This window comes from Bacillus luti (assembly GCF_001884105.1).
In the GTDB taxonomy this organism is placed as follows: domain Bacteria; phylum Bacillota; class Bacilli; order Bacillales; family Bacillaceae_G; genus Bacillus_A; species Bacillus_A luti.
On sequence record NZ_MACI01000042.1, the window covers coordinates 1 to 12775 of the forward strand.

Sequence of the window (12775 nt, forward strand, 5' to 3'; positions counted from 1 at the left end):
GCCCGTTGGTCAAGTGGTTAAGACACCGCCCTTTCACGGCGGTAACACGGGTTCGAATCCCGTACGGGTCATACTAAAAGAGATAGCATAATCTGCTATCTCTTTTTTGTTGTGTAAAAGTGGACTTTGGATAGTCTGCTTTTTTTTATGGATTTCTTGTATACTTTTTTCTATTTGAATCGTCTAACTAATAGAAAGGAGAGAGCGATGGAGTATGAAAAGGTTATTATAGAATCATCTAAAAGTATTTATAGATACTTGCTTAAAATTGGAGTAACACCAGTAGAAGCAGAGGATATCGTTCAAGATACGATACATAAGGCATTATTATCTATACCAAATATGAAAATTATGTATATAAAAACATGGTTATTTCAAGTTGCGATTAATAGGCATCGTGATCTTGCAAGAAGGCACAAGCGTATTGAACAAATCCCGATTGAATCTGTTCAACTTATTGGAACGAAGGGACTAGATGAACCACTGTTAAGAAAAGAGCTTCAAGTAGAAATACAAAGTATACTTGGAAAGATGAATCCGGTGTATAAACACATTCTTTTATTAAAGTATGATTATGAACTTTCTTATAAGGAAATAGCAACCGTATTAGAGATGAAAGAAGAGACAGTACGTGTTTCCTTATACAGAGCTCGAAATGAATTTAAAAAGCTGTATAGGAGGTTTGAAGATGGGCAGAGATGAATTTGATTTTGATATAGAATCGAGTAAAGTGTCAAAAATGTTGAAGAAGGCGAAGCGAAGACAACTCTTAAAAATTACAGTAATTTCAATTTCACTTTTTATTGTTCTATTCTTCGGTTTTATAATAGTAATTTCACAATTGAATAATAGAGCTTACTTAGTTATGGATCGTGACCTAAATATGATAAGACAAATTACAAGACCTAACACGGAAAGAGGCGTAGCAATTACTTCTAACGGTTTATTTAAAAGCACAGTAGAGTATAAAACATATAAGGTTATTGAAGGGAAACCTGTTAAGTGGGAAGATGAAGTGTATGAATATAAAATTTGGAATACATTTCGCCGACTATCAAATGTAAACCCATTAACAATATCAGGGAATGTTGTAATAGGGAATGAGCGTATTAATAAGACAAGTGAATTGTATAATAACCAAACGATGGAAAGAGAGATGCAGTTTTATCTCCCATTTGCTTCATATAATAGTTATATAAATGATATAGGAAAAGTAAAAGGTGAAAATAAAGTGGCTGAGTTAGCTATATCTTTTGATAAACCGTATAAAGTATCTGAAATAAAAGAGATGCTACCAGAAGGGGTGCATCCTGTTTGGTATTGGGTAGATACATATTATGATAAAAAATCGTATCATATTGATGATATGACTGAAAGTGCTTATAATGTGTACGGTTTTAAAGCAAAACCAGGCGATATTGAATTTGGAAATGGAACAGAAAAAGATTTCCTGTTAGCCATTCAAAATGGACTGGAGCAAAAGGGAAAGTATTACGAGGAATATGAACGTATATATGATTATTTAAAAGGAAAGAAGACAAAACCAAGTGAAGAAGATGTAAAAGTTATTGGAGTGGTCGTAACAGGAACGGCTGCTGATTTACAGCAATTAAACGGTCAAAATTACGTAAAAGCTGCTGTATTAGGAGCTACGGCGGAAAATAAATAATATATAGAAGAAGCTGTCTCTTAATAAGTGACCTATTGGAGACAGTTTTTTCTATGCCGTTAGTATTGCCGAGTTTTGTCGGTAAGTCGATATAATTTCATTTACTGACAAAAACATAAGAAAATCCCTTTCACAATCTAAAGAAAACGCCTCCATTGAAATGGATTCCACACCTATTCCAACAACTTTACACTCTATGTGAAAAAGTTCACAAATAGGTCATAATTTGTGAAGTAATTCACAATAATACGTGCTACAATATGAATGTAAAGAAGTTAAACAACATTAAATTAGTATTTTAATTAATTACTTAAACAATTATAAAAAAAATATATGTAAACAATTGAGAGGGGAAATTACCATGAAAAAAGGTATTAATCGCGTAGTATTAGTAGGAACAGGAGCTGTAGGTTGTAGTTACGCTTACTCAATGATCAACCAAGGTGTAGCTGAAGAATTCGTATTAGTAGATGTTAATGAAGCAAAAGCAGAAGGGGAAGCAATGGACTTAAGCCATGCGGTACCATTCTCTCCAGCAGCAACAAAAGTTTGGAGCGGTAGTTATGCAGATTGTAAAGATGCAGATTTAGTTGTTATCACTGCTGGATTACCACAAAAGCCAGGCGAAACTCGTTTAGACTTAGTTGAGAAAAATACAAAAATCTTTAAACAAATCGTTCGTGGTATTATGGATAGCGGATTCGATGGAATCTTCTTAATCGCAACAAACCCAGTTGACATTTTAACTTACGTAACTTGGAAAGAATCTGGTTTACCAAAAGAGCGCGTAATCGGTTCTGGTACTACTTTAGACTCTGCCCGTTTCCGTTACATGTTAGGTGACTACTTAGATGTAGATCCACGTAACGTTCATGCTTACATCGTTGGTGAGCACGGTGACACTGAACTTCCAGTATGGAGCCACGCTACTGTAGGTGTACAAAAACTAGAAACAATTTTAGCTAACAACGAACAGTACAAACAAGAAGACTTAGATAAAATCTTCGAAAATGTACGTGACGCAGCTTACCATATCATCGAGCGTAAAGGCGCAACTTACTACGGAATCGGTATGTCACTACTTCGTGTAACTAAAGCGATCTTAAGCAACGAGAACAGCGTATTAACTGTATCTGCATACCTTGAAGGTCAATATGGTGAGAAAGATGCTTACGTAGGTGTTCCAGCTGTTATTAACCGCCAAGGTGTACGTGAAATCGTAGAACTTGAGCTAAATGAAGAAGAAAAAGCGAAATTCGCTCATTCTGTAAAAGTGTTAAAAGAAACAATGGCACCAGTACTATAATAATTGCTAAATAATTCAGAGGCGGGAAACTGCTTCCTACCTCTGAGTTTTTATATAATTTAATATAAATTCCTTTTCCGGTTTCCCTTGTATATCCCCAATATACCCCTTTTGCTGGATAAGGGTCGTTTATAGAAAAGAGCACTCTACGTAAAGTAGAGTGCTCTTTATTATTATTTTTTAGGCGTTAATCCTAATTTCTTTAAAATATCTGCAAGTGTACCGCTTTTTGATTTTTCAACAGGTGTTTGTGATTTAGATGCATCAGGACCTTTTTTCAAGAAGTTCTTTTCAACGAAGCGAATATCTTTTTCGTCAACAATGCCATCTTTGTTAAGGTCACCGTCTTTTACAGATAGTCCTTTTTTACCGTAGTTGCCAGCGATAATTTCTGCATCTTTAATATCAATTACTTTATCGCCATTTACATCACCTGCAAGGTTTTCATCAAAGCGTGCATAATAATATTGGCCGAGCAGTTTACCATCTTTCTCAGTACCTAGTTTCGTAGTTAGGCGGCTTGTTAAGTGCCCTGGTACTTCTACATATAAGTTGTAGTCGCGTTTATTAACAGGAAGTCCATTTAGCTTGAAGTATCCGTATTTATCAAGTGAACCTTCAAACTTATGACGGTAAGAATCAGTTGCATATACTTTTACGCCAAGTTTCGTATAATCGAACTTTTCATCTAAATAGCCACGTTCATTTACGAATGCGCCAGGTTTAATATTGCCTTCTACTAGTGAGTTTAAGGACATAACTGAGAATGTTTGATCTTGAAGGACACGCATTCTATTTGGCTCTGATTCACCTTGCTTCCAGTAAGCAAACACTGATAAATCTAACTGGGCGTTTGCTTCATAAAACTCATCATTTTCTACTTTGAAAGTTACATCAATGAATGGGAAATCACCATCTAATCCAGCGAAGTTTTTGTCATCGATAGCTCCGCCAACTGTAACAGAACCCTCTTCTAATTTCGGCTCGTTCACTTTTGCAGTTATACCTTTTTCAGAAAGGAGTTTTTCAAAAGCAGGATTGAATTTCGCATTTGCAAATTTGAAGTTCTTCTCTAGGAATTTCACGTTAAATTCCCCAGAAACAAACTGTTTTACGTGTTTCGCGTTTAGTGTTACAGTAAGTTCATCATTTTTGTATACTTCTTTTTTATCATAACTAGTTTTCGCATATTGGGCTCCTTGTGGGATAAACCAATAGTTATTTACCCCGTTTGGATAGTCAGGTCCCGCAGTTGCATAATCGAAAATATATACCCCTGTATTCATTGGACCTTCCACTTTAAAGGATTCAGGAGTAATACCAACTTTAAAGTCACCATTTGCATTAATCGGTAAAAACTTATGCAAGTATGGGGAATAGTCATAGTACATAACTCCGTTCGCTTCTTGCGTAATGTTTAACCCTTTTCCTTTTAAGTAGTCAACGTTTGAATCGTACACATTACCTTTAATCCATAACGCTTTTTTACCATCTTCTACTGTATAATTCTCTTCATTTAATTCATAAATACCAGGTTGTAATCCAGTTAATTTCACTTCTGGTGGTGTATTATCGATTACGACATAATCACCTTTTACACGTGCTTTTCCAGCTTTATCGTAGCCAACAAACTCAATTGTGTAGTCTCCTTCTGGCAAGTTGATTTTCTCATCACCAATTGGTTTTGCAGGATCATTTGTAAAAGGATATACTTTTCCGTTAAAGAATGAATCTAAGTAGTAATACACATCCGTCTTTAGGCCACTCGTGTTTAGTGTTCCAATGAAGCCGAGTGCTTTATTTGTTTTGGAATCTTTCACGATAAGATCTAACGTTTCAAGTTCGCTGTTTAATTGGAACGCTCCGTGAACATATGATTCACCGTATGGATTAAATTTAGATGTATCAGTTGAAATTGCTTTTCTTGATAGTATCGCATTTTCAATACCAGGCTCTGATACACGAATAGAGAACGGAATTTGATATGTTTCTTCTTTATTTTTCGTGTTCGTAATATGAATATATCCTTCATATCGGCCTTGTTTCACACCGGCTGGAACATTAATTTTTGCTTCAATTTCATCCGTCTTTCCAGCATCAAGAATAATTGTTTCTGGAACAGAGACTTTTACACCGTTTGCGGTAGCATCGTTAATAGTAGAAGAAGCTGGTGTATAAGAAATTTCTGTTTTAAATTCTTTTTTCTCTTGTTTATTATGGTTGGCCACTTTTATATTTCGTTTTTGTTCAAGAGCTTCACCGTCTTTTTGATAAAACTTACCGAATGCAATAGATCCAGTTTCCTCGGGTACTTCAATTACTTCATTATTCACAACAGTTTTTGTCGTATCTAATACTTTAAAGCTTGCTTCTGTATGAACGGCGTTGTACGCATCTACTCGCCCAGCTCCAACTTCATATACAGAATACTTTTCTTTTAAATCATCAGCCGTGTTCATAAGAGATGCTTTCACATCAAACGGAGAGTATTCTGGGTGTTCTTGTAAAATAAGAGCAGCAACGCCCGCAATATGAGGAGAAGCCATAGATGTTCCTTGCATGCGTTCGTAGGAAACACCATAGTTTTCGCCTTCTTGTGGATCGTTAATATATTCAGGTACTGTTGAAAGTACAGCAACACCAGGCGCTGTAATATCAGGTTTAATATCATCATTTGATGTAACAGGGCCGCGTGAGCTAAAGTCTGCAAGATGATCACCTTCTGTTTGAACGTAACTAAGTTCGTCAAAAGTAAAGGATGTATTACCTTGTTCGATTTGAGCTTTTAGTTTTTCACTGTCTTCTTTTGTTAGGCGGAATGTTGGAATGTATTTTGTGCTTTCGCCAACGTAGTAAGGAATTTCTCCATCTACATTGTTATAAATAATAACGGCTTTCGCACCAGCTTGTTTCGCATTCGCGATTTTTTCATCAAATGACAGTGTGCCACGTGCAACGAGAGCGATTTTACCTTTTACATCTTTTTTACTAAACTCGTCAGGAGTACCGATTCCTACAAATTCAATAGGAAGAGATTGTCCTTTGAAATCTTCTATTTTATCAGTGAAGTTTTTGCCGAATAAAATCAAGTTAGGAAATTGTACTGCTCCAGCATGACCTGATAGTTTTGGTAAGGAAATAGAGCTATCGCTTGCCCCAACTGTAATAGCAAATGGAGAAGCACCTGGTGATCCGAGTGTTGCTGGATTTGGTCCAGAGTTCCCAGCAGCAACGACTGTAACAACGCCGGAAAGCATCGCATTATTGACAGCAATAGATGTTGGATCAAGCGGATTGTTACTATCATCACCTAACGATAAGTTAATAACGTTCATACCGTCAGAAATAGATTTATCAATTGCAGCGATAATACCTGAACTATCGCCGCTTCCGTATGGACCAAGTACACGATAGTTATATAGTTCGATGTCAGGTGCAACACCTTTTACTGCTGAATCTGATTGGTTTTTCTTTTGAGCAGAAACGATACCTGCTACGTGAGTACCATGCGCTGTGTAGAAGGAAGAACCACGGTCATCAAATTCAGGAGCGCCAGATTGCTGCCATTCTGAATACGTTGTTTCCATCGGATCTGCATCGTTATTAATAAAGTCCCAACCTTTTACGGAGTTTGGGTCTACCTTAGTAGAATCTTCGTCAGGTTTTGCACGATAGCCTTTATACACGTCTTTTAAGTCAGGGTGATTGTAGTCAATACCTGTATCTAATACCCCAACTTTAATTCCTTTTCCGGTAATGCCCTCACTATGTAACTTATCCACACCAATTTGCGGAATGCTATCTGTTAGTTTTTGAGGTGCTTTTTGCTCAGCTTGTTTCGGTAAATTTAATTTCACCTCATAATCTTTCCAAATACGTTTTACAACACCGATTCGTAACAATTCTTCAACTGTATTTGCCGGTAATGTCAGTGCAACTCCATTTATCGCATGCTTATAAGAACGTTTAATTTGTACAGACTGGAAATTTCCAGACTTCACGGATGGGCTGAATTGACGTAGATTTTTTAGACCTTTTTGGAATTCTTCATGCTCTTGATCAATGCGTGCCTTTACATTTTCAGGTGCAGCTTGCAACCCTTTTGCTTTTTGTTTTAATTCATTAATCTTTACTGGTGCTGTTTGAAATTCTACAATGATATTTACAGGCTCTGAACTACTTGTATTAATATCTGGCGAAATCGTAAAACCAGGATTGGCATCTAACGTTTGCAATGCTTGGCGTTGTTCTTTAGAGAGCTTCGATAGTACAGATTGAGCATGTGACGAGTCAATTTGGTTAATAGGATTTTCAGCAAGTACATTGAACGGAAGGGCAGTTGAAAATAGAACGCCAGCCGTTACAATTCCGGTAATGAAATGATTTTTCTTTTTCATGTATAGGCCTCCGATAATTTATATTTTAAAAATTATCCCGCTTTAATGGGCAGTAAGACCCCCACCTCAAAATTCAGCGGAAGCAAAGAAGTTAGGTGAGGGATCAACTGCCCATAAAAGTCCGATTGGTTCAACTAATAATCAGTGGGGGATGAAGAAAACCCCCACTGATTAAAGTTTCACTTTATTTCTCCACGCCTGGTGTTTGCTCTGCATGGAATGTCCAGTTTAGCTGTAAGGAATCACCCTGGAATTTATTTTGATCTTGTTCGTTGTCTTCAAAGGAGAAGAGCACGTGTAAAGAATCTGTTTCACCAGATTTAATACCGTCTATTAAGTTATGACGTTCTAGAGATGTAGCTACATCTTCTGGTTTCATAGTTTTTAATTCTGATAGTTTTGTTTCCCACAAAATTTCATGATCATCGTTTGGATTAGATGGCTGTCCGTCATTTACTAGAAACTGGACGACAATGTGATCGCCTAAATCTTCACCGTCATTATTTTGCTTTGCATCTGTAACTTCATAGGATGTTTCAAGCGCTACCTTTGCGATATCCAATGTTCCTTTATTTTCAAGCTTGAAATTCTTTTCAATAAAATCACCTGGTTTTAAATCTTTCGCATCAACAATTACACTTGGGTTAATAGAAAGATCTAGTGTACCAGCTTGAAATGAGTTACTAGATGTTTCAGAATCACTGAAATAGGCGAATACACCGCCGAATGTAAGGGATAAACCAAGTGAAGCTGTGACAACTCCCATTCCAACCTTTTGTTTTAATGACATAAGAAAGCCTCCTAGTGAAAAATTTTTATCGAACTTTCGCATGGAGTATAGATAGGGTAAACAGAGTAGTTCAGTATGAATTATATTTACGAAGGTTCGATGTTCTTTATTGAGAACAAGTATATGCCTATGAATTTTTCAATTCAATAAAATTGTGACAAAAAATGTTGAGAAACATTTTTTTATGACAGATTATTTCGCGCCGTTTTTGGGTGAAAGTAGCATGGGAAATAGGATAAATCTAATAAAATAAGGGTTGAGAAATAAATAAGAGTATGAAAAGTGAAGCGTTTTCAATGAATATTCGTCAAAATTCGATATTTTATATGGAAATGTGGAAAAATTTCAACATTTTTAAGAAAAAAACGTATATTTTTTATAAATTAACAAGGATATTTCAGTTTTTTGCAGAAATAGTTAAAGTATAAAAAATTCTGTCATCTTAGTGAGGTGAGCATATTGAGTGTAATAAATTGTGAAGAAGTGAAACGAGATGAGTTTCATACAGAAAAGTACTATGAGAGCTATAACATCTTTGGCGCACATGTTGTGACGGAAGATGAGATGCGAGGGGTACGATTTACAGTATGGGCTCCTCATGCGAAAGCAATGAGTGTTGTTGGAGATTTTAATGAGTGGGATTATGAGCAACATAAGATGCTACAAGTGACAGAAGAGGGAATTTGGTCTTTGTTTATACCGCATATTGAAGAAAAAGAAATATATAAATATGCGATTGAAACGATGACAGGTGACGTCATTTTAAAGGCAGATCCGTATGCCGTATATGCCGAAGTAAGACCAAATACGGCATCTGTAGTTTTTGATATAGAGGGATATGAATGGAATGATAAAAACTGGAATCGTAAGAAAAAGAAAAAATCGGTTTATAAAGAAGCGATGACAGTTTATGAATTGCATTTCGGCTCTTGGAAAAAGAAAGAAGATGGAGCCCTGTACTCTTACAGGGAAATGGCAGAAGAACTCATTCCGTATGTGGTGGAACATCAATTTACACATATTGAAATTATGCCGCTTGTTGAGCATCCATATGATCGTTCCTGGGGGTATCAAGGAACGGGATATTATGCAGCGACGAGTAGATTCGGCACGCCACATGATTTGATGTATTTTGTCGATGAATGTCACAAATATGGAATCGGTGTCATTTTAGATTGGGTGCCGGGGCATTTTTGTAAAGATGCTCACGGTTTATATTTGTTTGATGGGACACCGACCTATGAATATAAAGATAAAGATGTACAAGAAAACTCAGTATGGGGAACTGTCAATTTTGATTTAGGAAAGAGAGAAGTACGTAATTTCTTAATTTCAAATGCGTTATTTTGGATGAGGTATTTCCATATTGATGGTTTCAGGGTAGATGCGGTTGCGAATATGTTGTTCTGGAATAAAGAAGGACAGGAGCAAAGTAATGAGCATGCTGTTTCATTTTTACGAGAGTTAAATGAGGCGGTGTTTGCAGAAGATGAAGACTTTCTTATGACAGCAGAAGATTCAACAGCTTGGCCACTTGTAACAGCTCCAACGTATGAAGGTGGGCTTGGGTTCAATTATAAATGGAATATGGGCTGGATGAATGACGTGCTGAAATATATGGAGTGTGCACCTGAATATAGGAAACACATTCATGAAAAAATGACGTTTTCTTTACTATATGCTTACTCCGAAAACTTCATATTACCGCTTTCTCATGATGAAGTCGTTCATGGGAAAAAGTCATTATTAAATAAAATGCCAGGAGATTACTGGGATAAGTTTGCTCAACTTCGTTTATTATATGGATATTTCTTTACTCACCCAGGAAAGAAGTTACTTTTCATGGGAGGAGAATTTGGGCAGTTTGATGAGTGGAAAGATCTCGAAGATTTAGATTGGAATTTACATGATTTTGAAATGCATCGTTATATGCATGATTACTTTAAAGAGCTCATAGCATTGTATAAGCGCTCAAAACCACTTTGGCAGCTTGATCATTCGCCTGAAGGTTTTCAGTGGATTGATGCTAATAATAATGAGCAAAGTATTTTCACATTTATCCGCCAAGGGGATAAGAAAGAAGATGCGTTAGTTGTCGTATGTAATTTTACAAAAGCTACATATGAGAACTATAAAGTAGGTGTACCAGATTTTGAGCATTATAACGAGATTTTAAATAGTGATGCCGAGCAATATGGCGGTTCGGGTCAAGTGAATAAGAAACGTCTCAAGACGATTCTAGAACCGTATCATAATCAAGCGGCACATGTAGAAATTACAATTCCACCATTTGGCGTATCCATATTACGACCAGTGAAGACAAGAAAGGGGAGCAAAAAACAAGATGGCTCAAAAACAAAAGTGCGTAGCAATGTTACTAGCAGGGGGAAAAGGTAGTCGTTTAAGTGCATTAACAAAAAATTTAGCCAAGCCAGCTGTTCCATTTGGTGGTAAATATCGCATTATTGATTTTACGTTAAGTAACTGTGCGAATTCTGGTATTGAAACAGTTGGGATTTTGACGCAATATCAACCACTCGAACTTCATAACTATATTGGAATCGGAAATGCATGGGATTTAGATCGAGTAAGCGGTGGAGTCACAGTGTTACCTCCTTATGCGGAGTCTTCAGGTGTGAAGTGGTATACAGGTACGGCAAGTGCCATTTATCAAAACTTAAACTATTTAAGTCAGTATGAACCGGAATATGTCCTTATTTTATCAGGCGATCATATTTATAAAATGGATTACAGTAAAATGCTAGATTACCATATTGAAAAAGAATCAGATGTTTCAATTTCTGTTATTGAAGTGCCTTGGGATGAAGCGAGTCGCTTTGGCATTATGAATACGAATGAAGAGATGGAAATTGTTGAATTTGAAGAGAAACCGCAATTCCCAAGAAGTAATCTTGCATCAATGGGAATTTATATTTTTAACTGGGCAATTTTGAAAGAGTATTTAGAGATGGATGCGAGAAATCCTGAATCTAGTAATGATTTCGGAAAAGATGTACTTCCACTTCTATTAGATGAAGGGAAGAAGCTGATGGCGTATCCATTCGAAGGATATTGGAAAGATGTTGGGACAGTGAAAAGCTTATGGGAAGCGAACATGGATTTACTTCGTGATGAAACGTCACTGAACTTAAACGACCGTAATTGGCGCATTTATTCCGTCAATCCAAATGAGCCGCCTCAATATATTGCACAGCAGGCGAAAGTGGAAGAATCACTTATTAACGAAGGGTGCGTCATTGAAGGGGACGTGAAGCATTCTGTCTTATTCCAAGGAGTAACGGTGGAAGAAGGTAGTATGGTAATTGATTCAGTCGTTATGCCAGGAGCGAAGATTGGTAAAAATGTTGTAATTGAAAGAGCCATCGTTGGATCAGAAATGGTTATTGAAGATGGAACAATCATTCGTCCAGAAAAAAATGTTGACGATGTAGTACTAATTGCTGAAGGGAAATAGAAAAGGGGGATGAAATGAATGGGAGAAAAAATGTTAGGAATTATTAACGCAACGGGAAGTTTTCCTTCCTTAAAGAAAGTAACAGGGCATCGCTCACTAGCGGCGTTACCGTTTGGGGGCCGTTATCGACTCATTGATTTCATGCTTTCAAATATGGTGAATTCTAATATTCATAGTGTGGCGGTTTTTACAAGTCATAAAAACCGTTCATTAATGGACCATGTTGGGTCAGGAAAACAGTGGGATTTAGATAGAAAACGAGACGGATTGTTTTTATTCCCGCCAAATTGCCAATGTGACCAAGATGAGTTTGGGTCATTTGCACACTTTAGAAGACATATTGATTATTTTCTAAGAGCCAGAGAAGAATACGTTGTTATTACGAATAGCCACCTCGTAACAGCATTAGATTTCCAAGCGGTGTTAGAGCGACATATACATACGTCAGCTGATATTACTGAAGTTTGTCATGAAGGGGTTTCGCTTCAAACATACGTGTTAAAGAAACAATTATTATTAGATTTATTTGAGACATATAAAGATGTGGAGCAATATAGTTTATTCGATGTAGTGAGAGAAAAGCGCGGAAAATCACTGCATATTGCTACATATGAGCATACAGGATATGTAGCCATTATTGACTCAATTGAAAGTTACTATAAACATAGCTTAGAAATTTTGAAACCTGCTATTTGGAAACAATTATTTAAGAAAGAAGCACCGATCTTTACGAAAGTAAAAGATGAGCCGCCAACACGTTACGTAAAGGGGGCAGTCGTGAAAAATACAATGATTGCAAACGGCAGTATTATTGAAGGGGAAGTAGAAAATAGTGTGGTTTCCCGTTCTGTTAAAATCGGAAAAGGTTCAATTGTTCGTAATAGCATTATTATGCAAAAGAGCCAAATTGGAGATAACTGTATAATAGACGGTGTTATTATTGATAAAGATGTGAAAATTGGTGACGGTGTCGTGTTAAAAGGAAACATCGATGAGCCATATGTTGTAGAAAAAGGAAGCGTTCAAAACAGTACGATTAAAAGCTATTCTTAAAGTGAAACTGTAATCAGCGGGGATTTTTTCACTGATTATTAGTTCACAAATAGCGGGATGAAGAATCAGTGGGGGAGTTCCTCCA

Annotated in this window: 8 protein-coding genes and 1 tRNA gene; 7 read left to right on the forward strand and 2 right to left on the reverse strand. The window is 36.6% G+C overall.

Annotation, left to right across the window (positions count from 1 at the left end; all coding sequences use genetic code 11):
• The 4 genes from BAQ48_RS09595 (at position 1) to BAQ48_RS09610 (ending at position 2975) form a co-directional block, all read left to right on the forward strand.
• Positions 1 to 71 (forward strand) — tRNA-Glu (locus BAQ48_RS09595).
• A gap of 136 nt (positions 72 to 207) precedes the next feature.
• On the forward strand, positions 208 to 702 hold the full coding sequence (locus BAQ48_RS09600) for an RNA polymerase sigma factor (protein WP_071710890.1): 495 nt from the start codon (positions 208 to 210) through the stop codon (positions 700 to 702).
• Positions 689 to 1669: an anti sigma factor C-terminal domain-containing protein gene (locus tag BAQ48_RS09605; RefSeq protein ID WP_071710891.1), complete on the forward strand. Its 981-nt coding sequence runs from the start codon at positions 689 to 691 to the stop codon at positions 1667 to 1669. Before BAQ48_RS09600 ends, BAQ48_RS09605 begins: the two co-directional genes overlap by 14 nt.
• Before the next feature lie 361 nt (positions 1670 to 2030).
• On the forward strand, positions 2031 to 2975 hold the full coding sequence (locus tag BAQ48_RS09610; RefSeq protein WP_000715331.1) for an L-lactate dehydrogenase: 945 nt from the start codon (positions 2031 to 2033) through the stop codon (positions 2973 to 2975).
• A gap of 173 nt (positions 2976 to 3148) precedes the next feature.
• Here BAQ48_RS09610 and BAQ48_RS09620 read toward each other — a convergent pair whose 3' ends face one another.
• Positions 3149 to 7372 carry a S8 family serine peptidase gene (locus BAQ48_RS09620; RefSeq protein ID WP_071710892.1) on the reverse strand — a complete coding sequence of 1408 codons (4224 nt, stop codon included), beginning with the start codon at positions 7370 to 7372 and terminating at the stop codon, positions 3149 to 3151.
• Between the two features lie 184 nt (positions 7373 to 7556).
• Positions 7557 to 8162 (reverse strand): CalY family protein, encoded by a 606-nt coding sequence (locus BAQ48_RS09625; protein WP_071710893.1) that lies wholly within the window; start codon positions 8160 to 8162, stop codon positions 7557 to 7559.
• Positions 8163 to 8621: 459 nt separating this feature from the next.
• On the opposite strand from BAQ48_RS09625, the gene glgB reads away from it, so the two are divergent.
• The 3 genes from glgB to glgD are packed head-to-tail and all read left to right on the forward strand — an operon-like array spanning position 8622 to position 12690.
• Complete coding sequence (glgB, locus tag BAQ48_RS09630) at positions 8622 to 10559, forward strand: 1,4-alpha-glucan branching protein GlgB (protein WP_071710894.1); 1938 nt, start codon at positions 8622 to 8624, stop codon at positions 10557 to 10559.
• The gene (gene glgC / locus BAQ48_RS09635) at positions 10507 to 11637 is read left to right on the forward strand and encodes a glucose-1-phosphate adenylyltransferase (protein ID WP_000057617.1); all 1131 of its coding nucleotides are present in this window, start codon (positions 10507 to 10509) and stop codon (positions 11635 to 11637) included. The genes glgB and glgC overlap by 53 nt, the downstream gene beginning before the upstream one ends.
• Before the next feature lie 18 nt (positions 11638 to 11655).
• A complete protein-coding gene (gene glgD / locus BAQ48_RS09640; RefSeq protein WP_071710896.1) occupies positions 11656 to 12690 on the forward strand; it encodes a glucose-1-phosphate adenylyltransferase subunit GlgD in 1035 nt (344 codons plus the stop codon).
• Positions 12691 to 12775 lie beyond the last annotated feature (85 nt).

Coding starts and splice junctions, on each gene's coding strand:
- BAQ48_RS09600 (WP_071710890.1), top strand. CDS start 208: ATGGAGTATGAAAAGGTTATTATAGAATCATCTAAAAGTATTTATAGA.
- BAQ48_RS09605 (WP_071710891.1), top strand. CDS start 689: ATGGGCAGAGATGAATTTGATTTTGATATAGAATCGAGTAAAGTGTCA.
- BAQ48_RS09610 (WP_000715331.1), top strand. CDS start 2,031: ATGAAAAAAGGTATTAATCGCGTAGTATTAGTAGGAACAGGAGCTGTA.
- BAQ48_RS09620 (WP_071710892.1), bottom strand. CDS start 7,372: ATGAAAAAGAAAAATCATTTCATTACCGGAATTGTAACGGCTGGCGTT.
- BAQ48_RS09625 (WP_071710893.1), bottom strand. CDS start 8,162: ATGTCATTAAAACAAAAGGTTGGAATGGGAGTTGTCACAGCTTCACTT.
- glgC (WP_000057617.1), top strand. CDS start 10,507: ATGGCTCAAAAACAAAAGTGCGTAGCAATGTTACTAGCAGGGGGAAAA.
- glgD (WP_071710896.1), top strand. CDS start 11,656: ATGGGAGAAAAAATGTTAGGAATTATTAACGCAACGGGAAGTTTTCCT.